Below are 24247 nucleotides of genomic sequence, written 5' to 3' on the forward strand. Positions count from 1 at the left end.
GCACCTGTCCTCAATGGCCCGTAGCGTCTTCGGTGTCGGGGGGAACAGCCCCGGCGAACGGACCGACGAAAGGCGGCACGCCATGGTCATGCACGTTCCGGCGGAGGCGAAGGGTGACGAGCGCGGGGCGCTGCTCGCGTTCATCGAGGAGCAGCGCGGCGGGATCCGCCGGGCGCTGCTCGGGCTGACCGAGGAGCAGGCCCGTACCCGCCCCAGCGCCAGCGAGCTGTCCCTGGGCGGCCTGCTCAAGCACGTCGCCGAGGTGGAGCAGAGCTGGATCGCCCGGGCGAAGCAGGAGCCGCCGGCGGTGCGGCGCGACGAGTCGAACTGGCACGAGACCTTCCAGCTGGTCGGCGACGAGACGGTCGCCTCGCAGCTGGCGTACTGGGCGCAGGTGGCCGCCGAGACGGAGAAGTTCATCCGGTCCGCGCCCAGCCTGGACGACACCTTCCCGCTGCCGCCGGACCCCTGGTTCCCGCCGGAGGGCCGGGTCTCGCTGCGCTGGCTCTGCCTGCACCTGATCCGCGAGACGGCCCGGCACGCCGGTCACGCCGACATCGTCCGCGAGTCGCTGGACGGCAAGACCGCGTTCGAGCTGGTGGCGCTGGAGCAGGGCGGCTCCTGGGGGCAGTGATCGCGGGGTCCTAACCTGGACCCCATGTCAGCGATCCGACTCCTCGTGCTGGGCGCGGTCCGCCAGCACGGGCGGGCCCACGGCTACCAGGTCCGGGGCGACCTGGAGTACTGGGGCGCGCACGAGTGGTCCAACGCCAAGCCGGGCTCGATCTACCACGCCCTGAAGCAGATGGCCAAGCAGGGACTGCTGCACGCGCACGAGATCGCGCCGTCCACGGCGGGCGGGCCGCCGCGGGTCGAGTACGAGCTCACCGGCAAGGGCACCGAGGAGTACTTCGGCCTGCTGCGCGAGGCGTTGGTCACCTACGACCAGCGCGGCGACGTGAAGACGGCCGCCATCGGCTTCATGGTGGACCTGCCGAGGGCCGAGGCGGTGGCCCTGCTGAAGGAACGCACCCGGCGGATCGAGGAGTGGCGGTCCTCGGTCACCGAGCACTACGTCCCCGAGGACGGCCCCGAACAGCTCGGCCACATCGGCGAGATCATGAACATGTGGCTCCACACGGCCGACTCCGAGGCCCGGTGGACCCGTGGCCTCGTCGACCGCATCGAGCAGGGCGCCTACACCTTCGCCGACGAGGGCGAACCGTTCGCCGGCCTGCTCGCCGAGGACGCGGAGGGTCAGTGATGGAACCCGGTGGCCGAGCCCTTGTCCCGGGTCAGCGGCTGCGGCTGGCGCCGTAGCTCCGGCAGCAGACGGGCCAGGTCGTCGACGAACAGGTCGGCCAGGTCGTGCGAGAAGCCGTTGCGGCACACGACCCGCAGCACGGACAGGTCCTCCCGGTTCGGCGGGAAGGTGTAGGCGGGCACCAGCCAGCCGCCCTCGCGCAGCCGCCGGGAGACGTCGAAGACGTCGTACGACGTGACGTCGTCGGCCGTGGTCAGTGCGAACACCGGAAGCTGGTCCCCGCGCGTGAGCAGCCGGAAGTCGCCGAGCTCGGCGATCCGGCCGGCGAGCGAGCGCGCCACGTCCCGGGTGGTCTGCTGCACCGCGCGGAAGCCCTCCCGGCCCAGCCGCAGGAACGTGTAGTACTGCGCGACCACCTGGGCGCCGGGCCGGGAGAAGTTCAGCGCGAAGGTCGGCATCTCGCCGCCCAGGTAGTTCACCCGGAACACCAGCTCCTCGGGCAGCGCCTCCCGGTCCCGCCACAGCGCCCAGCCGACGCCCGGGTACACCAGGCCGTACTTGTGGCCGGAGCAGTTGATCGACGCCACGCGCGGCAGCCGGAAGTCCCACAGCAGGTCCTCGTCCAGGAAGGGCGCCACCATTCCGCCGGACGCGCCGTCGACGTGCACCGGGACGTCGAGCCCGGTGAGCTCCTGGCGGGCGTCCAGGGCCGCGCACAGGTCGGCGATCGGCTCGTAGGAGCCGTCGAAGGTGGAGCCGAGGATGCCGACGACCCCGATGGTGTTCTCGTCGCACAGTGCGGCGGCGGCCTGCGGGTCCAGGTGGAAGCGCTCGCCCTCCATGGGCACCAGCCGGGCCTCCACCTCCCAGAAGGTGCAGAACTTCTCCCAGCAGACCTGGACGTTGATCCCCATCACCAGATTGGGCCGCGCGCCCGGGTACCGGTCGGCGTTCCGCTTCGCCCAGCGCCGCTTCAGCGCCATCCCGGCGAGCATGCACGCCTCGCTGGACCCGGTCGTGGAACAGCCCACCACGGCCGCCGGGTCCGGCGCGTTCCACAGGTCGGCGAGCATCGCCACACAGCGCCGCTCCAGCTCGGCCGTGCGCGGGTACTCGTCCTTGTCGATCATGTTCTTGTCCCGGCACTCCGCCATCAGCACCCCGGCCTGCGGCTCCATCCAGGTGGTGACGAACGTGGCCAGGTTCAGCCGGGCGTTGCCGTCCAGCATCAGCTCGTCGTGCACCAGCTGGTACGCCGTGGACGGGGGCAGCGGGGTGTCCGGCAGCCGGTGGGTGGGCGGGGCCTCGGCCATGCCGCCGACCGGGTTGGCCTCCCCGAAGAACGGGTTGACCGACACCGTGCGCGTCTGGTGCCGTTCGGGACCTTTGTGCAGGGCCATGGGGTGCCTCCAGAGGGGGACGGGGGTCAACGGACCGGGGTGCCGTCCGCGCACAGCTGCATCTGCGGCCGGCCGGTCACCAGCAGCCAGGCCGGCAGCGAGGCGATGCACAGCAGGGCGAGGACGGCGGGCGAGGTGACCAGGACGGCGGCGGTGAACAGGCTCACCCAGCCCTGCCGGGTGATCGCCAGGAGCACGCCGAGGACGCTGGTGGCCACGCCCAGCGAGGGATGCACGGCCGGCACGAGCGCGTGGGCGGCGAGGCCCAGGGCGGTGCCGACGAAGACCGCGGGGAAGATCCGGCCGCCCCGGAAGCCGCAGGAGGCGGCCACGAGCAGCGCGGCCAGCTTCACCACCGTCATGGTGAAGAGCTGTCCCGCCGACCAGCGCCCCGGATCGCGGGCCAGCTGCCCGAGCTCGGACAGGCCCTTGAACAGTGTGAGATGCCCGCCCAGGGCCGCGAGACCGGCCAGCAGCACCCCGCCGGCCGGAAGCATCAGCATCGGGTGTCGCAGCCGTCCCAGGGCCGTGTGGACGTGCGGGAAGGCGTAGACGGCGCACATGCCGAGCGCCGCGGCCGCCGGGGCGATCACCAGCGCGGCCAGCAGGTCCTTCCCGTTCGGGTGGCCCAGGGGCGGCAGGCCCAGGTCGAAGGTGGGGTGTGCCACCAGGGTGGTCGTCATCGCCCCGCACGCGCCGGCGGTCAGCGGGGCGAACAGGTTGTCCCACAGCCGCCCCCGCATGGGCCGCCCCGCCAGCGCCTCGGAGATGACCAGCGCCGCCGCCACGGGCGTGCCGAACAGCGCGCCGATCGTCGCGGACTCCGCCAGTACGGGCCACAGGGTGCCCGGCGTCCGGGGCATGAGACGCCCGCCGAGCCAGGCGGCGAGCCCCACGTTCACGGCGATGACCGGGTTCTCCGGGCCGAGGCTGGGCCCGCCGGCCAGCATCAGCCCGGTGGCCAGCACCAGGCCCGGCAGCACGGCCGGCGGCAGGACGGGGGAGTGCAGCGCGAGGGTGGCGGGGTCGGGACCGGCGTGGCCGGGCACCTTCCAGACCACCAGCCCCACGGCGATCCCGGTGGCGGTGAGCATGACGAACATCCACAGCACGGACCAGCGGCCCACGCCCAGCGCGTCCGGCAGCGGCCCCCACAGCAGGCGCTGGAGCTGCTCTGCCGCCGAGCTCACCCCGACGAAGACCAGGCTCGCGGCCACGCCCACGACGACGGCGGGCAGGATGAACGGCAGCAGTGCCCGTGCCGGGGCGGTCGGAGCGCTCGGGGGCACCTGCGTCGACTCCTGGGCCACGCGCTCACCATAAGCGGACGGAACGGATGCAACATCCCGAACCGAATCGGGCTTGCACCTCACCCGACGTGAGGCCGCAGCGTGGAGGCGTACCGACGACAAGGAGCGGAAAGTGAGCTACTCCGTGGGACAGGTCGCGGGGTTCGCCGGCGTCACGGTGCGCACCCTGCACCACTACGACGAGATCGGCCTGCTCGTGCCCAGCGAGCGGACGTACGCCGGCCACCGGCGCTACGGCGACGCCGACCTCGACCGGCTCCAGCAGATCCTGTTCTACCGCGAGCTCGGCTTCCCGCTCGACGAGGTCGCGGCCCTGCTCGACGACCCGGACGCGGACCCGCGCACCCACCTGCGCCGCCAGCACCGGTTGCTGACCGCCCGGATCGAGAAGCTGCAGAAGATGGCCGCGGCCGTGGAGCAGGCCTTGGAGGCACGCACGATGGGCATCAACCTGACGCCGCAGGAGCGGTTCGAGGTGTTCGGGGACAAGGACCCCGAGCAGTACGCCGAGGAGGTCGAGCAGCGCTGGGGCGACACCGAGGCGTACGCCGAGTCACAGCGCCGCGCGGCGGCCTACACGAAGGAGGACTGGAAGCGCATCCAGGCCGAGGTCGACGACTGGGGCGCGCGGTACGCCGCCCTGGTCGCCGCCGGCGAGCGGCCGGCCGGCGAGGCGGCCATGGACCTGGCCGAGGAACACCGCCGGCACATCAGCCGGTACCACTTCGAGGTCCCGTACGAGATGCACCGGTGCTTCGGCGAGATGTACGTCTCCGACGAGCGCTTCAAGGCGTTCTACGACTCCCTGGAGCCCGGCCTCGCCGAACACCTGCGCGAGGCGATCCTCGCCAACGCGGACCGGCACACCGCGTCCTGAGGTCCTGGCCCGGGGCCGGCCCCCGGTCCCGGGCCAGGACGGTACGGCGGTGGAACCCGGGGTTGCCCCGTCACGTTGATAGTTTTGTACGGCGCCCCATCGACGTGCAGCCGCCTTCACCCCTCAGGAGCCCGGACCCGTGATGACACTCGCCCTCGGCCCGAGCTGGCTGGACCCCAACTACCTGCTCGACACCTACAGCATCTGGGGCCTGCTGCTCATCGTCTTCGCCGAGTCCGGCCTGCTCATCGGCTTCTTCCTGCCGGGTGACTCGCTGCTGTTCACCTGCGGCCTGCTGATCACGTCCGGCGACCTGGACTTCCCGCTGTGGGCGGCGATCGCCCTGATCTGCCTCGCCGCGGTCCTCGGCGACCAGGCGGGCTACATGTTCGGCAGGAAGGTCGGGCCCTCCCTGTTCAACCGACCGGACTCGCGCCTGTTCAAGCAGGAGAACGTCACCAAGGCGCACGAATTCTTCGAGAAGTACGGCCCGAAGTCCCTGGTCCTGGCGCGGTTCGTACCGATCGTGCGCACGTTCACGCCGATCATCGCGGGCGTCAGCGGCATGAAGTACCGCTCGTTCCTGATCTTCAACGTCATCGGCGGCGTCCTGTGGGGCGCGGGCGTCACCCTGCTCGGCTCCTGGCTCGGCAACATCGGCTTCGTCAAGAACAACATCGAGGCGATCCTCATCCTGATCGTCCTCGTCTCCGTGGTCCCGATCGCGATCGAGTTCCTCCGCGCCCGTGGCAAGAACAAGAAGGCCGGGCAGGCCCGGCCCGAGCCCCGGCCGCAGTCCCCGCAGCAGCCCGCCCACCAGCAGCCGCAGTACCAGCAGCAGTACCAGCAGCCCCCGGTCATGGACGACGCCACGACCCGCCTGCGCCGCATCGAGCCGGAGCACCCCCAGTACCAGCAGCCGCAGCAGCAGGACTGGAACCGGCAGCAGGGCTACGACGAGTACTACGACCAGCAGCCGTACGCGCCCCAGCAGTACCCGCAGCAGCACCACCCCGAGCAGCACCACCCGCACCAGCAATACGACCAGCGGCAGTACGACCGGAACCAGTACGACCCGAACGGGCACGGCCAGGACCAGTACGGGCAGGACCAGTACGGCCAGGGTCAGTACGACCAGAACCAGTACCCGTACGACCACCGCCGGCAGTAGCAGGGGGCGCGGGGGAGCCGGACGCGCCTAGAAACCCCTGGTGCGCTTGGCGGCCCGCCGCTTCCCGGCGGAGCCCACCCGCAGGAACAGCCGGGAGATCTCCGACCCGAGGTGGACCCCGATGGCGATGGCCATCGCCAGCGACGCGGCCTTGGCCAGCGACACCAGCCCCTTGTCCACGTCGTTCTGCGCCATGGACAGCAGTCCGAAATAGGTCGCGGAACCGGGCAGCAGCGGCCCGATCGCCGCCGTCGTGTACGGCAGCGCGGAGGCGAACCGGTACCGGGACAGCAGCTGCCCGAACAGCCCCACCAGGCCCGCCGCCACGGCCGTGGAGGCCACCGGCGAGATGTCGCCCACGTAGTGCATCGCGCCGTACACCGACCAGGCGACACCCCCGTTGAGGGTCACCCAGAGCACGGTGGACCGTTCCTGCTGGAGCAGGATCGCGAAGGTCAGCGAGAGCAGCATCGAGGCCGCGATCTGGATCAGCGGCCGCTCGGAGATGGTCGGCACCGCGTCCGGATTGAGCGCACCGCCGATCTTCACGCCGAAGTACAGGACGACCAGCACGCCGACCACGATCCCGACGAAGAAGTACATGACCTCCAGCAGCCGGGCGGAGGCGGTGATGTAGAAGCCGGTCAGGCCGTCCTGCACGCCCGCCACCAGCGCCCGCCCGGGCAGCAGCGCGAACAGCCCACCGGTGATCACCGCGGAGCCGTTCACGTCCACGTGCGCCAGCGCCAGCGCCACCCCGATCGCCGCGGGCGGCATCGCGGCCACCGTGAACTGGTAGAACTCCGGCAGCCCGCGCCCGGCGCACAGCCACGCCAGCCGGTCGCCGAGCATCGCGCCCACCGCGGCCGCCACGAACACGATCACGTCACCGCCGACCAGCACGGAGGCCGCACCGGCCAGCAGCCCGCTCGCCAGGGTCAGCGCCCAGCCGGGGTACGGGTGCCGGTTGCGGCGGATCTCCGCCAGCCGCCGGTAGGCCTCCTCCAGCGAGACATGGGTCTCCGGGTCGGTCAGATCGTCCACCAGCCGGAAGACGGCCGCCAGACGCGTGTAGTCCGTGCCGCGCCGCCGTACCGTCCGGGACGCCGTGACCGGGTCCTCCACCAGGGACGGCTGGTGCGAGATCGACAGCAGCGTGAAGGTGACGTTCGGCTCGCACCGGTCCAGGCCGTAGGACCGGCACACCGCGAACATCGCGGCCTCCACGTCCTCCGCGCCCTCGCCACCGGCCAGCAGCAGCTCCCCGATACGCAGGGTCAGGTCCAGCACGCGCGGGACAGCCGGGCCGCCCTCCTCCACCCGCTGCACCGGCTCCGGCGCCGGCCGCTCGGCCACCGGCATGCGCAGCATCGTGCGCATCCGGTCCTGCCAGGGCGCGTCCTTGACCAGGCTGACCAACGGCACCCCGGTGGCCGGCGTGAACGCGGCCGGGGCGTGCTCCGCGCTGTAGGTGCTCGGCGGACTGAACGCCGACCCCTCCGGCTCGGCACTCGGCGGCTGCGGCGTCAGCAGCCCCTCCGGTACGGCGAACTCGGACGTCGTCTCCGAGTCCTCACCCTTGGGAACGTCGAGACCCCGGGGGATGGCGAACTCGGACGTGATCTCCGGGTCGTACCGCGCCTCGTCGGACCGGGGCTTCCGGTCCTCCGCCTCCGTCACCTGCACCGCTCCCTGAACGACACCTTCCGTAGGCCTCAGTATGCGCATGGGCACGCAAACGGGCCGCGCCACCCCACGCAGGGTGCCGCGGCCCGCGGAAGACAAACCGGCCGGTCAGTGGCCGCCCTGCTCCTTGAAGCGCTTGTACGACCGCTCGATCTCCACCTCGGCGTCCGTACGGCCCACCCAGTTGGCACCCTCGACCGACTTGCCGGGCTCCAGGTCCTTGTAGACCTCGAAGAAGTGCTGGATCTCCAGGCGGTCGAACTCCGACACGTGGTGGATGTCGCGCAGGTGCTCCACGCGCGGGTCCGTGGCCGGGACGCACAGCAGCTTGTCGTCGCCGCCCGCCTCGTCCGTCATACGGAACATGCCGATCGCGCGGCAGCGGATGAGGCAGCCCGGGAAGGTCGGCTCGTCCAGGATGACCAGCGCGTCCAGCGGGTCGCCGTCCTCGCCGAGGGTGTTCTCGACGAAGCCGTAGTCGGTCGGGTAGGCGGTCGAGGTGAAGAGGCGACGGTCCAGGCGGATCCGACCGGTCTCGTGGTCCACCTCGTACTTGTTCCGCGAACCCTTCGGGATCTCGATCGTGACGTCGAACTCCACCGGTGGCTCCTCCATGATCAGCACATAGTTCTGGTGGTTAAGTGTCCCTCACGCAGGTGTGTGATCGCGAAAGGGGCTGGTGGTCGTGCCAGAGCTGAGGCCTTGGCGAGCCGCGAGACCGCAGATGGAGCGGATCGCGAACGCCGTACGACCGCGTCTGGCGAGCGCCGTGACGGCCGCCGGGCCGCGCCTCGCGGGGCTGGCGAGGGCCGCCGTGCGCGTCAGGCCTGGGCACCTCCCCCGTCTCCCCCGTCCGCGGACCGGCCGGACCTGGCAGTACACCGCGGGCGCCGCCACCGCCGGCCTGGCGCTGGCCGCCGGCGTGGTGACCGTCGCCGGTCCCTGGGACGCCAGTGGTCAGCGTACGGCCGAGCGGGACCGGGCCGCCGCCCTGGAGCGGTCAGGTGGCGCAGATCACGGCCGCTCCGGGACGGCCGCCGAGGCGCCCCGGCCCGCGCCGAGCGCCGCGCCCGTCCTGGCGGGCCTGGGCGGCACCACGAGCGCCGTCGGCACCAAGAAGGCCGCCCCGGGCCCCACGGACCTCACGGGCCTCCTGAAGCCCCTCCTGGACGCTCCCGCGCTGCACGGCCCCCACGCGGCGGCCGTCGTCGACGTCACGACCGGCGCCCGGCTGTACGGCGCCGACGCCGGCAAGGCCCTCATCCCCGCCTCCACCACCAAGATCGCCACCGCGGTCGCCGCCCTGTCCGCCCTCGGCCCCGACCACCGCCTCACCACCCGCACCGCCCTCGAACCCGACACCCGGGAGCTCGTCCTGGTCGGCGGCGGCGACCCCACCCTCACCGCGCACCCCCGGACCGACGGCTGGGCCGGCCTGCGGGCGCTGGCGGCGGACACCGCCGGGGCACTGGACCGGCGCGGCATCCGCGAGATCACCCTCTCCTACGACACCACCCTGTTCACCGGCCCCGCCCTGCACCCCATCGGCGTCAACGACAACCTCGCCCCGGTCAGCGCCCTCACCGTCGACGAGGGCCGCACCGACGGGTCCGCCAGCGGCCCGGTCACCCGGGTGGGCGACCCGGCGGCGGACGCGGCGGCCAAGTTCGCGGGCTTCCTGAAGGACGCCGGCATCACCACCACGTCCCCCGGCCCCTCGAAAGCCAGCACGCGCGCGCAGACCCTCGCCACGGTCTCCTCGCCGCCGCTGTCCGCCCTGGTCGAGCGGATGCTGACCAACAGCGACAACGACATCGCCGAGGCCCTGGCCCGGCACACCGCCCTGGCCGGCGGGCAGCCGGCGAGCTTCGACGGCGGCGCCGAGGCCATCGCCACGCAGCTGCGCAAGCTGGGCCTGCCCATGGCGGGCGCCGCCTTCCACGACGGCAGCGGCCTCGACCGCGACGACCGGCTCACGGCCGACCTCCTGACCGCCCTGCTGGTCAAGGCGGGCGACCCGCACCGCCCCGGCCTGCGCCCGGTCCTCACCGGCCTGCCCGTGGCCGGTTTCACCGGCACCCTGAGCAGCCGGTACGGCGACGGCGCCGCCGGTGTCGTACGCGCCAAGACCGGCACCCTGACCGGCGTGAACACCCTGGCCGGCACGGTCGTGGACGGCAACGGCCGCCTCCTGGCCTTCGCCTTCCTGGCCTCGGACACGACCAACGCCCCGGAGGCCCAGGCGGCCCTGGACAAGGCGGCGACGGCACTGGCGGGCTGACGGCCGTACCGGGCGCCCCGCCAACACCTCCGGCACCCGCAGGCCCCATGGCCTGCCCGAAGCGGGAGCGCTCACGTACGGTTGACAGCATGACTGGCTTCGGCGGCACCGCATCTACCGGGATGGTCGACTGGAACCTCGCGGTGGCGACCGCGACACGGCTCGTGCGCCCCGGTCCCGACGTCAGCCGCGACGAGGCCAGGTCCGTCGTCGCGGAGCTGCGCCGGCACGCGAAGGCCTCGGAGGGACACGTCCGGGGCTTCACTCGTATGGGCACCGAGGACACCCACGACACCCCGGTCCTGGTCGTCGACCGGCCCGGCTGGGTCCGCGCCAACGTCGCCGGCTTCCGGGAGATCCTCAAACCGCTCCTGGAGAAGATGCAGGAACGGCGCGGCAACAACCCGGGCAGCGCGGTCCTCGGCGCCGTCGGCGGCAAGGTCACCGGCGTGGAACTCGGCATGCTCCTGTCGTTCCTGTCCTCCCGCGTCCTCGGCCAGTACGAGACCTTCGCCCCCGCCACCCGCGAGCTCCCGGCCGGCGGGAACGGCGGCGGCCGGCTGCTGCTCGTCGCGCCCAACATCGTCCACGTGGAGCGCGAACTCGACGTCGAACCGCACGACTTCCGCCTGTGGGTGTGCCTGCACGAGGAGACCCACCGCACGCAGTTCACCGCCGTGCCCTGGCTCCGGGACCACCTGGAGGGCGAAATCCAGTCGTTCTTGGCGGAGACCGACGTCGACCCGATGACCTTCCTGGAGCGCATCCGGGACGCCGCCCAGTCCCTGGCCGGCGGCCGGCCCGAGGGCGAGGAGGAGGACGGCGGACGCTCGTTCGTGGAGCTGGTGCAGACCCCCGCCCAGCGAGAGATCCTCGGCCGACTGACGGCCGTGATGTCCCTGCTGGAGGGGCACGCCGACTACGTCATGGACGGTGTCGGCCCGAGCGTCGTCCCGACCGTCGCGGAGATCCGCGAGAAGTTCCAGCAGCGCCGCGCGAAGGGTGCATCCCGCCTGGACATCGCCCTGCGCAAGCTGCTCGGTCTGGATGCCAAACTCAGGCAGTACCGGGACGGCGAACGGTTCGTACGGGCCGTGGTCGAGGAGGTCGGCGTCGACGGCTTCAACCGCGTGTGGACCTCGCCCAACACCCTGCCCACGAAGGCGGAGATCGCCAAACCGGCGGACTGGGTCGCACGGGTGCACCGCAGGCCCGAGGCGTGAACGGCGTGGGGGAGTCGTGAAAGGAATCCGGCCGACGGCAGGCGAACGCCCCTCCAATCACCCGTCCGAGGGACCGTGGGCCATGCGTAGGCGTGCAATGCTCGGGGAACGGCCCGCTTCTGTCACCATCTACACACTCTGAGTGACCGACTCGGGCTCACCCCCGGAAAAACTTCATGAAGGGAACCGGACATGGGTCCCCATCCTGCGGTCGCGGCGATACGCCTGGCGGTCCGCCGCGTCCTCCACGACATCCTGAACGACCACCAGACCTCCCGCGTGCACCCGGGCCCGCAGCCCCCCGGCGCGCAGCCGGACCGGACGGCCGAGCGGCCCCCCTCCCCGCTCGTCCTCGTCGCGTGCTCCGGCGGCGCCGACTCCATGGCCCTCGCCTCCGCCCTCGCCTTCGAGGCCCCCAAGCTCGGCATCCGGGCCGGCGGCGTCACCGTCGACCACGGTCTCCAGCCCGGCTCCGACCTCCGCGCCGACGAGGTCGCCCTGCGACTGCGCGGACTGGGACTCGATCCGGTCGAGTCCGTCGCCGTGACCGTCGGCCGCGAGGGAGGCCCCGAGGCCGCCGCCCGGGACGCCCGCTACGCCGCCCTGGACGCCGCCGCCGAACGCCACGGCGCCGCCGCGGTCCTGCTCGGCCACACCCGCGACGACCAGGCCGAAACCGTCCTGCTGGGCCTCGCCCGCGGCTCCGGCATCCGCTCCCTGTCCGGCATGGCCGCGGTCTCGGGGGCCGGCGGCCGTTACCGGCGGCCCTTCCTGCAGCTGGACCGGCAGACCGCCCGCAAGGCCTGCATGGTCCAGTCCCTGCCCGTCTGGGACGACCCGCACAACGCCGACCCCGCCTACACCCGCTCCCGGCTCCGGCACGAGGGCCTGCCCGCGCTGGAGAAGGCCCTCGGCAAGGGGGTCGTGGAGGCGCTCGCCCGCACCGCCCAGCTCTCCCGCGACGACGCCGACGCCCTGGACGCCTGGGCCCGCCAGGCCGAGGCCTCGGTGCGGGACGCCGCCGGCCTTCTGGAGTGCGCCAAGCTGTACGCCCTCCCGCCCGCCGTGCGCCGCCGGATCCTGCGCCGGGCCGCCATCGAGGCCGGTGCCCCGGCCGGCGCACTGTTCGCCCGCCACATCGAGGAAGTCGACCGCCTGATCACCGGCTGGCGCGGTCAGGGAGCCATCAATCTCCCGGGCAGGGTCGTCGCCCAGCGGCAGGGTGGCAGACTGGTGATTCGGCAAGGCTGAATCCCGACCCTCCCGGAGTGACCTCCGGCGGGCCGGGCAGCCGGGGGCCGTACATGCGGCCGGAGCCGGTGGCCGCGCACGCGGCCTCAAGTGCGGGACGACCGAAAGTGATGCGGGTGGACGCGAAAGACATGGGTGCCGACCTCCAGCAGGTGCTCATCACCAAGGAAGAGATCGACGCGAAGCTGGCCGAGCTGGCCGCGAAGATCGACGCTGAGTACGCGGGCAAGGACCTGCTGATCGTCGGCGTCCTCAAGGGCGCGGTGATGGTCATGGCCGACCTCGCCCGGGCGCTGTCCACCCCCGTCACCATGGACTGGATGGCCGTGTCCTCCTACGGCGCGGGCACCCAGTCCTCCGGGGTCGTGCGGATCCTCAAGGACCTCGACACCGACATCAAGGGCAGGCACGTCCTGATCGTCGAGGACATCATCGACTCCGGCCTGACCCTGTCCTGGCTGATCAACAACCTCGGCTCCCGCGAGCCCGCCTCCCTGAAGGTGTGCACGCTGCTGCGCAAGCCGGACGCCGCCAAGGTCGCCATCGACGTGGAGTGGGTCGGCTTCGACATCCCGAACGAGTTCGTCGTGGGCTACGGCCTCGACTACGCCGAGAAGTACCGCAACCTGCCGTTCGTCGGTACGCTCGCGCCTCACGTCTACGGCGGCTGAGCCGTCCCGGGCCGTGGGCTGAGCCACTCGGCCCAAGCCCGGTAGGACGATCGGGAACCCCAGCGGGTTCCGTTCCGTTGAAGCATGCAGAGACGGGATTCCCAGCCGTCGAATCGGCTCCGTGCGGCTTCGGGCAACATTGCTGGGGTACCGTCAGAAGAACTGTCTTATCAAACTCACTATGGCAGGAGGGACGGGGCGGCACCGCTCCGTATGGATGGACGTGAAGCGATACTTCCGTGGGCCGGTCATGTGGATCGTGCTGGCCGTCCTTGCCGTGGTCGTGTTGATGCAGGTCGTCGGCTCGTCCGGCGGCTACAAGACGGTGGACACCGGCCAGGTCGTTGCGGCGATCAATGACAACAGGGTCCAGTCGGCCAAACTGACCACAGGCGACGAGCAGACCATCAAGGTCACCCTCAAGGACGGCCAGAAGGTCGACGGCAGCTCCAAGATCCAGGCGAGCTACATCGGCGACCAGGGCGTGCAGCTCGCCGGCTCGCTGCAGACCAAGTACCAGGACAAGCAGATTCCGGACGGCTACACGGTCTCGCCGTCCAAGCAGAACCCGTTCGTCGGCGTCCTGCTCTCCCTGCTGCCCTTCGTCCTGATCGTGGTCGTCTTCCTGTTCCTGATGAACCAGATGCAGGGCGGCGGCTCCCGGGTCATGAACTTCGGCAAGTCCAAGGCGAAGCTCATCACCAAGGACACCCCGAAGACGACCTTCTCCGACGTCGCGGGCTGCGACGAGGCCGTCGAGGAGCTCCAGGAGATCAAGGAGTTCCTCCAGGAGCCGGCCAAGTTCCAGGCCGTCGGCGCCAAGATCCCCAAGGGCGTGCTGCTCTACGGCCGCCCGGGTACCGGCAAGACCCTGCTCGCGCGCGCCGTCGCCGGCGAGGCGGGCGTCCCCTTCTACTCGATCTCCGGTTCCGACTTCGTCGAGATGTTCGTCGGTGTCGGTGCCTCCCGGGTCCGTGACCTGTTCGAGCAGGCCAAGGCGAACGCCCCGGCGATCGTCTTCGTCGACGAGATCGACGCGGTCGGCCGCCACCGCGGCGCCGGCCTCGGCGGCGGTCACGACGAGCGCGAGCAGACCCTGAACCAGCTGCTGGTCGAGATGGACGGCTTCGACGTCAAGGGCGGCGTCATCCTGATCGCCGCCACGAACCGCCCGGACATCCTCGACCCGGCGCTGCTGCGCCCGGGCCGCTTCGACCGGCAGATCGCGGTCGACCCGCCGGACCTGCAGGGCCGCCTGGAGATCCTCAAGGTCCACCAGAAGGGCAAGCCGGTCGCGCCCGACGTCGACCTGTCCGCCGTGGCCCGCCGCACCCCGGGCATGACCGGTGCCGACCTCGCCAACGTGCTGAACGAGGCCGCGCTGCTCACCGCCCGCGGCGACCAGAAGCTGATCGACAACAGGGCGCTGGACGAGGCGATCGACCGTGTGGTCGCGGGCCCGCAGAAGCGGACCCGGATCATGTCGGACAAGGAGAAGAAGATCACCGCGTACCACGAGGGCGGTCACGCCCTGGTCGCGGCGGCCTCGCCGAACTCCGACCCGGTCCACAAGATCACCATCCTGTCCCGCGGCCGCGCCCTCGGGTACACGATGGTCCTGCCGGACGAGGACAAGTACTCGACCACCCGCAACGAGATGCTCGACCAGCTCGCCTACATGCTGGGCGGCCGGGCGGCCGAGGAACTGGTCTTCCACGACCCGACCACCGGTGCCGCGAACGACATCGAGAAGGCCACCAACCTGGCCCGCGCGATGGTCACGCAGTACGGCATGACCGAGCGTCTCGGCGCGATCAAGTTCGGCGGCGACAACAGCGAGCCCTTCCTCGGCCGCGAGATGGCTCACCAGCGCGACTACTCGGAAGAGGTCGCCGCGCTGGTGGACGAGGAGGTCAAGAAGCTGATCGAGACGGCGCACAACGAGGCCTGGGAGATCCTGGTCGAGAACCGGGACGTGCTCGACAACCTCGTCCTCCAGCTGCTGGAGAAGGAGACGCTGGGCAAGGAGGAGATCGCCGAGATCTTCGCCCCCATCGTCAAGCGCCCGCCGCGGCCCGCCTGGACCGGCTCCTCCCGTCGCACCCCGTCCACCCGCCCGCCGGTGCTCTCCCCGAAGGAGCTGGCACTGACCAACGGTGCGAACGGCGCGACGGCGGCGATCAGCACGGCCAAGTCGACCCCGGCGGAGTCCGCCCCGGTGACCGAGCAGTCCCCGGAGGACCGCCCGGAGCACTGACGGCGAGCTGACCGTGTTCCGGCCAACAGGGCCGGAATGGATGCCGCGCCCCCCAGGTTCTAGCCTGGGGGGCGCGGCATTTCGCATGTCCGCGGACAGAACGCGGGGTACACGCGCGTGCAAGGCACAGGAACGAGGAACCAGATGACCGACCCGGTGACGCTGGACGGCGAGGGCCGCATCGGCGAGTTCGACGAGAAGCGCGCCGAGAACGCCGTGCGGGAGCTGCTGATCGCGGTCGGTGAGGACCCGGACCGCGAGGGGCTGCGGGAGACGCCGGCCCGGGTCGCGCGGGCCTACAAGGAGATCTTCGCCGGCCTGTGGCAGCAGCCGGAGGACGTCCTGACGACGACGTTCGATCTGGGGCACGACGAGATGGTCCTGGTGAAGGACATCGAGGTGTACTCGACCTGCGAGCACCACCTGGTGCCGTTCCGGGGCGTCGCCCACGTCGGCTACATCCCGTCGGAGACCGGCAAGATCACCGGCCTGTCCAAGCTCGCCCGGCTGGTCGACGTCTACGCCCGCCGGCCGCAGGTGCAGGAGCGCCTCACCACGCAGATCGCGGACTCCCTGATGGAGATCCTGGAGCCGCGGGGCGTCATCGTGGTGGTCGAGTGCGAGCACATGTGCATGTCCATGCGCGGCATCCGCAAGCCGGGCGCGAAGACCATAACGTCCGCCGTGCGCGGTCAGCTGCGGGACGCCGCCACGCGGAACGAGGCGATGAGCCTCATCATGGCGCGCTGACCGCGCTGACCGCGCCGACCGCGCTGACCGCGCCGACCGCGCTGACCGCGCCGACCGCGCCGACCGCGCCGACCGCGCTGACCGCGCCGACCGCGCCGCCGGGCGGGGCCGGGGTTCAGGCCACCGGCTCCGCTCCCGGGCGGTTCTGGTCGTCGTCCTCCGGGAGCTTGCACACCCGCTCCAGGAACAGGGCGGCCGCTATCACGCCGAGACCGGCCAGCACCGAGAGACCGGCGTAGATCGCCTGGTCCCGGCGGGCCGGGATGTCCAGCAGCTCCAGCAGGAAGACGCCTGTGCCGCCGTACATGCCGGAGACGAGGGCGGCGACCAGGGCGCTGGCCTGACCGAAGACGACCGCGCGGGCGGCCATCAGCGGGTCGACGCCCTTGGCGCCGGGCCGGCGCTCGCGCTGGGCCTTCAGCCGGGCGCGCAGCGAGAGCGCCGTCGACAGCAGGACCACCGCGATCAGCGCGAGGACGACCGGAGCGGCCAGGGGGACGCTGGGGAGGGTCCCGATCGAGTTCCAGAGGCGGGCGCCCGCCCAGGACAGGACGCCGGCCACGACGAACACGCCCGCCAGCACCCTGATGCGCAGCTCTCTCACGGTGTCCCTTCAGTTCCCCCGGACCGTCCCGGGTCGCTCCGCCCGGGCCGCCCCGGAGGGACGGTGGTCGTCGTGGTCTTGATCCGTCTCGACCTTAACGACTACTCGGGCAGCCGGAGTTCCAGGTCCGCGCGCGGCGCCACACCCTCACGGGTGACGCCGGACAGCAGATCGGCCACCGTACCGCGGCCGGGGAGCTGTGCCTGGGGGTCCACGTCGTGCCAGGGCGCGAGCACGAACGCGCGCTCGTGGGCGCGCGGGTGGGGCAGGGTGAGGTGCGGGTCGTCCGAGGTGACGTCGGCGTAGGCGACGATGTCGACGTCCAGCGTGCGCGGGCCCCAGCGCTCGTCCCGGACGCGGTGGAAGGCCTCCTCGACGGCGTGCGCCCGCTCCAGCAGGGAGGAGGGCGGCAGGGTGGTCTTGAGGACCACGACCGCGTTGAAGTACGACGGCTGGCTGCCGGGCTCGACGCCCCACGGCTCGGTCTCGTACACCGGGGAGACGGCCTTCACGCGGACGCCCGGGGTGTCCTCCAGGGCGTCGACGGCCCCCTGGAGGGTCTCCAGGCGGTTGCCGAGGTTGGAGCCGATGGAGATCACGGCCCATTTGGGGTTGCTGAGCGTCGTGTCGGCGGCGTCCACCTGCTCGACGACCGAGGCGGGCACCGGCTGGACGGTCGGGTCGCTGTGACCCTGGCGGAAAGGTCGGGTCATACTCGGCTCCGGGTGATGGTGACGGTCACGTCGTCGAAGGGGACGGTGATCGGGGCGTCCGGCTTGTGCACGCACACCTCGACCTCCTGGACCCCTTCGTGCTTCAGGCAGGTCCGGGCGATCCGCTCGGCGAGGGTCTCGATGAGGTCCACCGGCTCGCCCTCGACCACGGCCACGACCTCCTCGGCCACGATGCCGTAGTGCACGGTCTTCGCCAGGTCGTCGTCGGCCGCGGCCGGCCGGGTGTCCAGGCCGAGGACGAGGTCCACGATGAAGGTCTGGCCCTCCTCGCGCTCCTTGGGGAACACACCGTGGTGCCCGCGGGCCTTGAGGCCGCGCAGCGCGACACGATCCACGCGAATCACTCCTGCAATCGTCGGGAAGGACCGGCCCGTACCGCGTGCGGGCGGCACACCGGCCTCAGACGAATCTACCTGCGGGCACCGACAGAGCCGGGCCGCGGGGGCGTGGGCGCGGTTCGCTCCCCGGAGGGTTCACCGGGTGTTTCCCCCGGGGAACCCGGCCCTGTCATGGGCTGGTAGCCGCTCCTACCCCGGGGTAGGTGATTCCAACCACTCCCCGGACCGGATCCGCGTACCCGAGCCTCGGGTCAGGCCAGGGGGTCGTCGTCCGGGTTGACGCCGTTCACGTGGTTCTCGTCGTCGCTCTCGTCGGTCTCGGCCAGCACCGGGGAGGCGTGGTGGGACCACAGCTTCCAGCCGGAGGGGGTGCGCCGGAACACGTTCGTGGCGACGACGAGCTGGCCGACCAGCGGGCCCAGTTCCGCGCCCTCCTCGGCGGGGCCGCCGCTCAGGATGTTCTCCGTGCAGGTCACCAGCGCGGTGTCGCCGGTCACCGAGACGTGCACGTCGGTGAGGAAGAACTGGATGTAGTCCGTGTTGGCCATGATCAGCGCGTACGACCGGAGGACCTCGCCGCGGCCGGTGAGTACCGGCCAGCCCGGGTGCACGCAGGAGATCACGCCGGAGTCCGCGGGGTCGTGGTAGGTCTCGTCCACGCCCAGGTCGGCGGGGGTCAGCCAGAGGGAGGAGACCTCCTCGAAGTCGCCGCGTTCGAGTGCCTCGTAGAAGGCGGTGTTGGCGGCCTCCACCTGCTCCACGTCGGTATGGGGGGCGCTCACCGCTCTGCTTCCGCTCGGCGCTCGCCGTCCGTCCCGCGCGCGGGGTCCGCCGCGCGCGCCTGCTCCACGGCCCGTGCGACGCGTACCGCGTCCGCCGTGGCGCGTACCTCGTGGACGCGCACCGCCCAGGCGCCGGCGTGTGCCGCCAGCGCGGAGACGGCGGCGGTGGCCGCGTCGCGCTCCCGGGCCGGCGGGGGCGCGCCCTCCGGTCCGGCGAGGACCCGGCCGAGGAACCGCTTGCGGGAGGCGGCGACCAGCAGGGGGTGGCCGAGGGCGCGCAGCCGGTCCAGGTGGGCGAGGAGCGCGAGATCGTGCTCGGCCTGCTTGGAGAAGCCCAGGCCGGGGTCGACGACGACGCGGTCCGGGGCGATGCCGCCGGCCAGGACGGCCTCCACGCGCGCGTGCAGTTCGTCCACGACCTCCCCGACGACGTCCGCGTAGACCCCCGCGACGTTGCCGCCCTGGAGGAAGCCGCGCCAGTGCATGACGACGAAGGGGGCGCCCGCCTCGGCGACCACCGGGATCATCGCGGGGTCGGCGAGGCCGCCGCTGACGTCGTTGACGAGGGCGGCGCCGGCCGCGAGGGACTGTTCGGCGACGGAGGCGCGCATGGTGTCGACGGAGACGACGACTCCCTCGGAGGCGAGGCCGCGCACCACGGGGATGACCCGCCGCAGCTCCTCGGCCTCGTCCACGCGCGTGGCGCCGGGCCGGGTGGACTCCCCGCCGACGTCGACCAGGTCCGCGCCCTCGGCGACGAGATCCAGGCCGTGCTTGACGGCGACGGTCGTGTCGAACCAGCGGCCGCCGTCGGAGAAGGAGTCGGGGGTCACGTTCACGACCCCCATGACCGCGCACCGGTCCCATGCCGGAAGGTCGGCCACTCGGCCGCGCCCGCTGAGGTTGTTCATACGTTCAGCGTAGGCCCCGGCGGATGGCGGGAACGCGCGGCGGCCCGGGCGGAAGCCCCCGGGCCGGAGGGGGAGGGGCTTCCGCCCGGGCCGGTCCCCGGGGCGTACCATCCGGCGCGTCCGCGGCTCAGGCCGCTCGGACGTCCCGTTCGGTCACGGCGTGCGTGCACGGGCGTCCCGCGGCGGCCCTGCGCCGGCGCAGGAAGCGCGGCATCGGCAGTGCGACGTTGACGAAGCCCTCGGCCTGCATGGCGGCGAAGCCGATGCGGGGCAGGTCGGCGGAGGCCCGGTAGACCACGAACCGCGGCTCCCAGCGGGGCTGGAACTTGGCGTTGAACTTGTACAGCGACTCGATCTGGAACCAGCGCGAGAGGAACACCAGCAGTCCGCGCCAGGCGCGCAGCACCGGACCGGCGCCGATCTTCTCGCCGCGCGCGAGGGCCGAGCGGAACATCGCGAAGTTCAGCGAGACCCGGGCGATGCCGAACCTCGGGGCGGCCTGCAGGGCGGCGACGATGAGCAGTTCGTTCATGCCGGGGTCGGCGCTGCGGTCACGGCGCATCAGGTCCAGCGAGGCACCGTCCGGGCCCCAGGGCACGAAGTGGAGGATTGCCTTCAGGTCGCCGTAGTCGCCCGGCTCGTCGTCCTGCTTGTGGGCGGTGGCGATCAGGCAGTCCCCGTCGGAGGGGTCGCCGATGCGGCCGAGCGCCATGGAGAAGCCGCGCTCGGTGTCCGTGCCGCGCCAGTCCTCCGCCGCCCGGCGGATCCGCTCCAGCTCGGCGTCGCCGAGGTCACGGATGCGCCGGACCCGGGTTTCGTAGCCGGCCCGCTCGATGCGCTTGACCATCTGGCGCACGTTGCGCATCGCGCGTCCGGCGAGTGAGAAATCCGCCACGTCCACCACCGCCTCGTCACCCAGTTCCAGGGCGTCCAGGCCGGTCTCGCGGGTCCATACCTCGCCGCCCGTCTCCGAGCAGCCCATGACCGCGGGCGTCCAGGAGTGGGCCTTGGCCTCGTCCATGAAGCGCTCGATGGCGCCCGGCCAGGCCTCGACGTCCCCGATGGGGTCGCCGCTGGCGAGCATCACGCCGGACACGACCCGGTAGGTGACCGCGGCCTTGCCGCTCGGGGAGAACACGACCGCCTTGTCGCGGCGCAGCGCGAAGTGGCCGAGCGAGTCGCGCCGGCCGTGCTTCTCCAGCAGCGCGCGCAGCCGGGACTCGTCCTCCTCGGTGAGGCGCGCGGCCGGGTGCTCGGGCCGGAAGGCCAGGTAGATGGTGGTGGCCGCGGTGATCCAGCCGAGGGCGCCGAGGGAGAACGCGACCGTCCAGGAGGTGTTGCCCTGGTAGTCGACCGGGCCCTCGAAGCCGAACAGGCCGTAGATGACGTGCGTCAGCCGGTCGGCCAGGCTCGGGTCGCCGATCGTCCGGTTCGGGTGGACGCTGACGATGACCAGGCCGAGGGCGACCGAACCGGCGCTCATCAGGACGAAGTTGGCGAGCGCGCGCCACCTGCTGCGCGGGTCCGGCAGCGCCTCGAACTGCTGCCGGTGGCGCAGCAGCGGCACCAGCAGCGCGACCGCGATGAGCACGCCGACGACCGAGTGCCGGTAGGCGAACTGCGCGGCGGCGCCCGCCGGGAGCAGTGCGACCGCGGCCCGCCAGGCCCGGCGCTTGCGCCGTTTGAGCCCGTGCGCGAGCAGCAGCAACAGCACGCCCGAGCTGAGCGAGAGCGCCGCTGCGAAGGGGCCGAACGAACCCGGCAGCACCTCCGCGATAGCGTGCATACGGCTGTGCCGGAAGCGCGGGAAGACGCCCGCGGCGATGTCCAGGACGCCGACGATGGCGGCGGCCCGGCCGACCAGAGCGGGAACGGCCTCGGGACGCGGGCCGCGCAGTATGCGCCGCGCCCGGCTTGATCGGCCCGGAACCCCGCCCGACATTTCCCCATCTATCCTGACAGACATCGCATCCCGTAGTTCTGCGAGAGACCTTGGACCCGGGCCCGATCGGGCTTCCGGCGACATTGCGCCCTCTAGGACGGTGTCTCGGGGAGAGAGGTTCACTCCCCACCGGAAAGTCGGGTCAAAGGCCAAGGAAAGCCCCGGGCAAGCCCGCGTGACGAAGTGCGCGCGGGAGCGGGCGGAAAGCGCAGGCAGGAAACAGCCATGGGTCTCACGAGCAACAAAGTGCTGGTGCTGGCGATTCTGATCGCCGTCGTGCTGTTCATCGGCACGGTGTGGCTGTGGCCGCGGCTGGCGCGCCGGAACTGGCGGGCCGTCAGCGGACGGGTCGGCCTGCTGCTGTCCACCCAGCTGGCACTCTTCGCCTCCGTCGGGCTCGCCGCCAACCAGGCGTTCGGCTTCTACGCCAGCTGGGCCGACCTGCTCGGCAAGGAGACCGACCAGGGTGTGGTCATCGACCACGCGGCGCACGGCGGCACCGGCGGTCCGCTCCAGGTGGTCTCCACCTCCGAGGTGCCGGGCGTGCGCGCCACGCGGCCGGCGATAGGCGGGCAGATCCAGAAGGTGGACATAGTCGGCCGCAAGACCCACATCGTCACGCCCGCGTACGTGTACCTGCCGCCGGAGTACTTCCAGCCGCAGTACCGCACGCGTACGTTCCCGACGGCGGTCGTGCTGACCGGCTACCCGGGCACGGCGCGGTCGCTGGTGGACAAGCTGAACTACCCGAGCACGTCGCAGCGGCTGACCAAGGAGGGGCGGATGCAGCCGATGATCCTGGTGATGCTGCGCCCGACCGTGGCGCCGCCCCGGGACACGGAGTGCGTGGACGTGCCGGGCGGGCCGCAGGCGGAAACGTTTTTTGCCAAGGATCTGCCGGACGCCGTCCTCTCGCACTACCGGGCCGGCAAGCGGCCGGGCAGCTGGGGCGTCATCGGCGACTCCACCGGCGGCTACTGCGCGCTCAAGCTCGCCATGCACCACCCCTACGTCTACGCGGCCGGCGCGGGCCTCTCGCCGTACTACAAGGCGCCGATCGACCCCACGACCGGTGACCTCTTCCACGGCGACAAGAAGCTGCAGAACCGTGCCGACCTGTTCTGGCTGCTCCAGCACGAGGAGGCGCCGGACACCGCGCTGCTCGTCACCAGCAGCAAGATCGGCGAGCACAACTACAAGGCCACGACGAAGTTCATAGAGCGGGTGCAGGCCACCAACCTGACCCGGATCTCGTCGATCATCCTCGAAAGCGGCGGCCACAACTTCAACACCTGGCGGCGCGAGATCCCGCCGACCCTCCAGTGGATCAGCGGGCGGCTCAGCGACCGCTGAGCGGACGGGACCCTGACGCCCTGTGAAGCCCGAGGTGTGGCCGGGTTTTTACGATGCGTGGGCACATGATTCGCCTACGCGCGGTAAGTTTCTGGCCATGCCACGTGGACGCCACCGCCATTCCCCTCCTTTGCACCGGCTGTTGCCCCCGTCGGCGATCGCCGGCGTCTCCGTCGTCTGCGCGCTGGGTCCCTGGGTGTTCTCCGAGGCCACCGTGGTGCGCGCACTGGCCGCGGCGGCCGCCGCCACAGCGGTCGTCGGCGCCGTCGTGATGCGCCGCTGGGACGCGCAGGCCGGCAAGCAGGTCGCCGAACTCACGCGCGCGCGTGCCGGCGACGAGTGGCGGTTCGAGGAACGGGTCGCCGAACTGGAGACCGACCTGGAGGAGTCCCGCGAACTGCGCGCCAAGCTGGAGCAGCGGCTGCGCGCCAAGCGGGCCGAGCTGGCCGGCCTGCGCAACGAGCACGCGGCCCTGCTGCGCCGGTACGCCACCGCGGAGACCGAGCGCGCCAGCGCCCTGGAGGGACGGCGGCTGCTGGAGCTCGAAGCCGGGGTTCCCGAGCCCTCGTCGGCGCCCGCCCTGCCGCCCGCGCGGAGTTCCGAGCCGGAGACGGCCGGCACCGAGGTCCCTGCGGCCTCGGCGGCCTCCGAGGACGAGCCGGCGGCGTACGCGGTGTTCTCACCCGAGGGCGCTCAGCTCTACCTGCAGGCCTTGACGGCCCTGGTCCGGTTCGGCCGGGGGACTCCGGGCGAGCCCGAGCCGGAGCCCGAGCCCGAGCCCGACGGCGGGGCCGAACCCGTGGCCGACGCCGAGGCGGAGGGCGTCGAGGCGTCCGACGCCGAGCCGGACCAGGTGGAGGCCGGCGAGCCGCAGGCCGCGCTGCCCGAGCCCGCCGAGGCGGACGCGGACGCGCGTGCGGATGCCGACGCCGACGCCGTGGCCGACGCACCGGAGGCTCCCGCGGAGCACGAGTCCGGGGCGCGGGCCGACGCCGAGGAAGAAGGCGCCGCGGAGACCGTGACGGACGGCGCGGACGCCTCCCGGGCGGTCGAGGCCGCCGCCCCCGCGGGGCAGCCGCCCGCCGGGCACTTCACGGTGCCGACCGCGGTGGCCGTCGTACCGGCGCCGCCCGCGCGGCGGCCGGTCGTCGAGGGCGGGTTCGACTTCTTCGGCACCCAGAAGGACACGCCGAAGGCCACGCTGGACTCCGTGCAGAACGAGGACCTCGCCGACGTCGTCGGACCCGAGGCGCTCGCCGTGCACAAGGCGGAGGCCGAGGCGGGCTTCAAGCCCGCCGACGCGCGGTCCCGGGAGGTCGGCCAGGTCATCGACCTGACGGCGCACGACGAGACCGAACAGATCGACGTCCAGCGGCTGCGCAGCGCGGCTTCCTGAGCCACCGCCGGCCGTACGCACCGGGCCCGGTCTCCCCCGCGGGGAG

General features: G+C 72.1%; 22 protein-coding genes. 12 read left to right on the forward strand and 10 right to left on the reverse strand.

What is annotated here, in order from left to right; all coding sequences use genetic code 11:
- Window positions 1–82: 82 nt before the first annotated feature.
- Window positions 83–634 (forward strand): DinB family protein, encoded by a 552-nt coding sequence (locus tag ABZ923_RS26265; RefSeq protein ID WP_361476058.1) that lies wholly within the window; start codon window positions 83–85, stop codon window positions 632–634.
- 24 nt (window positions 635–658) lie between these two features.
- Window positions 659–1264: a PadR family transcriptional regulator gene (locus ABZ923_RS26270; RefSeq protein ID WP_361476060.1), complete on the forward strand. Its 606-nt coding sequence runs from the start codon at window positions 659–661 to the stop codon at window positions 1262–1264.
- Here ABZ923_RS26270 and ABZ923_RS26275 read toward each other — a convergent pair.
- Entirely contained in the window at window positions 1258–2664 is a 1407-nt protein-coding gene (locus tag ABZ923_RS26275; RefSeq protein ID WP_361476062.1) for a glutamate decarboxylase, read from the reverse strand. The two genes, ABZ923_RS26270 and ABZ923_RS26275, sit on opposite strands and share 7 nt — an antisense overlap.
- A gap of 26 nt (window positions 2665–2690) precedes the next feature.
- Complete coding sequence (locus ABZ923_RS26280; protein ID WP_361476064.1) at window positions 2691–3974, reverse strand: ion channel protein; 1284 nt, start codon at window positions 3972–3974, stop codon at window positions 2691–2693.
- A 112-nt stretch (window positions 3975–4086) separates the two neighbouring features.
- On the opposite strand from ABZ923_RS26280, the gene ABZ923_RS26285 reads away from it, so the two are divergent.
- Window positions 4087–4851, forward strand: coding sequence for a MerR family transcriptional regulator (locus tag ABZ923_RS26285; RefSeq protein ID WP_361476066.1), 765 nt, complete (start codon window positions 4087–4089; stop codon window positions 4849–4851).
- A 139-nt stretch (window positions 4852–4990) separates the two neighbouring features.
- Complete coding sequence (locus tag ABZ923_RS26290) at window positions 4991–6022, forward strand: VTT domain-containing protein (RefSeq protein ID WP_361476068.1); 1032 nt, start codon at window positions 4991–4993, stop codon at window positions 6020–6022.
- A 27-nt stretch (window positions 6023–6049) separates the two neighbouring features.
- On the opposite strand, the gene ABZ923_RS26295 is transcribed toward ABZ923_RS26290, so the two are convergent.
- Window positions 6050–7702, reverse strand: coding sequence for a threonine/serine exporter family protein (locus tag ABZ923_RS26295; RefSeq protein ID WP_361476070.1), 1653 nt, complete (start codon window positions 7700–7702; stop codon window positions 6050–6052).
- Between the two features lie 114 nt (window positions 7703–7816).
- On the reverse strand, window positions 7817–8308 hold the full coding sequence (locus ABZ923_RS26300; RefSeq protein ID WP_030342671.1) for an inorganic diphosphatase: 492 nt from the start codon (window positions 8306–8308) through the stop codon (window positions 7817–7819).
- A gap of 124 nt (window positions 8309–8432) precedes the next feature.
- On the opposite strand from ABZ923_RS26300, the gene dacB reads away from it, so the two are divergent.
- The 6 genes from dacB to folE all read left to right on the forward strand — a co-directional run bounded on the left by dacB (window position 8433) and on the right by folE (window position 16141).
- The gene (gene dacB, locus ABZ923_RS26305) at window positions 8433–9989 is read left to right on the forward strand and encodes a D-alanyl-D-alanine carboxypeptidase/D-alanyl-D-alanine-endopeptidase (protein ID WP_361476072.1); all 1557 of its coding nucleotides are present in this window, start codon (window positions 8433–8435) and stop codon (window positions 9987–9989) included.
- A gap of 89 nt (window positions 9990–10078) precedes the next feature.
- Window positions 10079–11212, forward strand: a complete 1134-nt coding sequence (locus tag ABZ923_RS26310) for a zinc-dependent metalloprotease (protein WP_361476074.1) — start codon at window positions 10079–10081, stop codon at window positions 11210–11212.
- Between the two features lie 192 nt (window positions 11213–11404).
- Window positions 11405–12463, forward strand: a complete 1059-nt coding sequence (gene tilS / locus ABZ923_RS26315) for a tRNA lysidine(34) synthetase TilS (RefSeq protein ID WP_361476076.1) — start codon at window positions 11405–11407, stop codon at window positions 12461–12463.
- Between the two features lie 110 nt (window positions 12464–12573).
- Complete coding sequence (gene hpt / locus ABZ923_RS26320; RefSeq protein WP_030342680.1) at window positions 12574–13134, forward strand: hypoxanthine phosphoribosyltransferase; 561 nt, start codon at window positions 12574–12576, stop codon at window positions 13132–13134.
- Window positions 13135–13351: 217 nt separating this feature from the next.
- On the forward strand, window positions 13352–15391 hold the full coding sequence (ftsH, locus tag ABZ923_RS26325; protein ID WP_361476078.1) for an ATP-dependent zinc metalloprotease FtsH: 2040 nt from the start codon (window positions 13352–13354) through the stop codon (window positions 15389–15391).
- A gap of 144 nt (window positions 15392–15535) precedes the next feature.
- Window positions 15536–16141: a GTP cyclohydrolase I FolE gene (gene folE / locus ABZ923_RS26330; RefSeq protein WP_030342684.1), complete on the forward strand. Its 606-nt coding sequence runs from the start codon at window positions 15536–15538 to the stop codon at window positions 16139–16141.
- A gap of 115 nt (window positions 16142–16256) precedes the next feature.
- Here the strand turns inward: folE and ABZ923_RS26335 are convergent, their stop codons facing one another.
- From ABZ923_RS26335 to ABZ923_RS26360, 6 genes are all read right to left on the reverse strand, one after another.
- Complete coding sequence (locus tag ABZ923_RS26335) at window positions 16257–16745, reverse strand: DUF3180 domain-containing protein (RefSeq protein WP_361476081.1); 489 nt, start codon at window positions 16743–16745, stop codon at window positions 16257–16259.
- Between the two features lie 101 nt (window positions 16746–16846).
- Window positions 16847–17458 carry a 2-amino-4-hydroxy-6-hydroxymethyldihydropteridine diphosphokinase gene (folK, locus tag ABZ923_RS26340; RefSeq protein ID WP_361476083.1) on the reverse strand — a complete coding sequence of 204 codons (612 nt, stop codon included), beginning with the start codon at window positions 17456–17458 and terminating at the stop codon, window positions 16847–16849.
- Entirely contained in the window at window positions 17455–17814 is a 360-nt protein-coding gene (gene folB / locus ABZ923_RS26345; protein ID WP_059251576.1) for a dihydroneopterin aldolase, read from the reverse strand. Before folB ends, folK begins: the two co-directional genes overlap by 4 nt.
- A 254-nt stretch (window positions 17815–18068) precedes the next feature.
- On the reverse strand, window positions 18069–18599 hold the full coding sequence (locus ABZ923_RS26350) for a nuclear transport factor 2 family protein (RefSeq protein ID WP_361476085.1): 531 nt from the start codon (window positions 18597–18599) through the stop codon (window positions 18069–18071).
- Window positions 18596–19510, reverse strand: coding sequence for a dihydropteroate synthase (gene folP / locus ABZ923_RS26355; protein WP_361476087.1), 915 nt, complete (start codon window positions 19508–19510; stop codon window positions 18596–18598). Before folP ends, ABZ923_RS26350 begins: the two co-directional genes overlap by 4 nt.
- A gap of 127 nt (window positions 19511–19637) precedes the next feature.
- On the reverse strand, window positions 19638–21452 hold the full coding sequence (locus ABZ923_RS26360; RefSeq protein ID WP_361476089.1) for a phosphatidylglycerol lysyltransferase domain-containing protein: 1815 nt from the start codon (window positions 21450–21452) through the stop codon (window positions 19638–19640).
- A gap of 225 nt (window positions 21453–21677) precedes the next feature.
- Here ABZ923_RS26360 and ABZ923_RS26365 point away from each other — a divergent pair, with 225 nt between their 5' ends.
- Window positions 21678–22805: an alpha/beta hydrolase-fold protein gene (locus ABZ923_RS26365; RefSeq protein ID WP_361476091.1), complete on the forward strand. Its 1128-nt coding sequence runs from the start codon at window positions 21678–21680 to the stop codon at window positions 22803–22805.
- Window positions 22806–22902: 97 nt separating this feature from the next.
- On the forward strand, window positions 22903–24201 hold the full coding sequence (locus ABZ923_RS26370; protein ID WP_361476093.1) for a hypothetical protein: 1299 nt from the start codon (window positions 22903–22905) through the stop codon (window positions 24199–24201).
- Window positions 24202–24247: the final 46 nt, after the last annotated feature.

This window comes from Streptomyces sp. NPDC046881 (genome assembly GCF_040645015.1).
Taxonomy (GTDB): domain Bacteria; phylum Actinomycetota; class Actinomycetes; order Streptomycetales; family Streptomycetaceae; genus Streptomyces.

What these genes read in the sequence shown, in the direction of transcription:
- ABZ923_RS26265 (WP_361476058.1), top strand. Translation starts at nt 83, where the DNA reads ATGGTCATGCACGTTCCGGCGGAGGCGAAGGGTGACGAGCGCGGGGCG.
- ABZ923_RS26270 (WP_361476060.1), top strand. Translation starts at nt 659, where the DNA reads ATGTCAGCGATCCGACTCCTCGTGCTGGGCGCGGTCCGCCAGCACGGG.
- ABZ923_RS26275 (WP_361476062.1), bottom strand. Translation starts at nt 2,664, where the DNA reads ATGGCCCTGCACAAAGGTCCCGAACGGCACCAGACGCGCACGGTGTCG.
- dacB (WP_361476072.1), top strand. Translation starts at nt 8,433, where the DNA reads ATGGAGCGGATCGCGAACGCCGTACGACCGCGTCTGGCGAGCGCCGTG.
- ABZ923_RS26310 (WP_361476074.1), top strand. Translation starts at nt 10,079, where the DNA reads ATGACTGGCTTCGGCGGCACCGCATCTACCGGGATGGTCGACTGGAAC.
- tilS (WP_361476076.1), top strand. Translation starts at nt 11,405, where the DNA reads ATGGGTCCCCATCCTGCGGTCGCGGCGATACGCCTGGCGGTCCGCCGC.
- hpt (WP_030342680.1), top strand. Translation starts at nt 12,574, where the DNA reads ATGCGGGTGGACGCGAAAGACATGGGTGCCGACCTCCAGCAGGTGCTC.
- ftsH (WP_361476078.1), top strand. Translation starts at nt 13,352, where the DNA reads ATGGACGTGAAGCGATACTTCCGTGGGCCGGTCATGTGGATCGTGCTG.
- folE (WP_030342684.1), top strand. Translation starts at nt 15,536, where the DNA reads ATGACCGACCCGGTGACGCTGGACGGCGAGGGCCGCATCGGCGAGTTC.
- folK (WP_361476083.1), bottom strand. Translation starts at nt 17,458, where the DNA reads ATGACCCGACCTTTCCGCCAGGGTCACAGCGACCCGACCGTCCAGCCG.
- folP (WP_361476087.1), bottom strand. Translation starts at nt 19,510, where the DNA reads ATGAACAACCTCAGCGGGCGCGGCCGAGTGGCCGACCTTCCGGCATGG.
- ABZ923_RS26360 (WP_361476089.1), bottom strand. Translation starts at nt 21,452, where the DNA reads ATGTCGGGCGGGGTTCCGGGCCGATCAAGCCGGGCGCGGCGCATACTG.
- ABZ923_RS26365 (WP_361476091.1), top strand. Translation starts at nt 21,678, where the DNA reads ATGGGTCTCACGAGCAACAAAGTGCTGGTGCTGGCGATTCTGATCGCC.
- ABZ923_RS26370 (WP_361476093.1), top strand. Translation starts at nt 22,903, where the DNA reads ATGCCACGTGGACGCCACCGCCATTCCCCTCCTTTGCACCGGCTGTTG.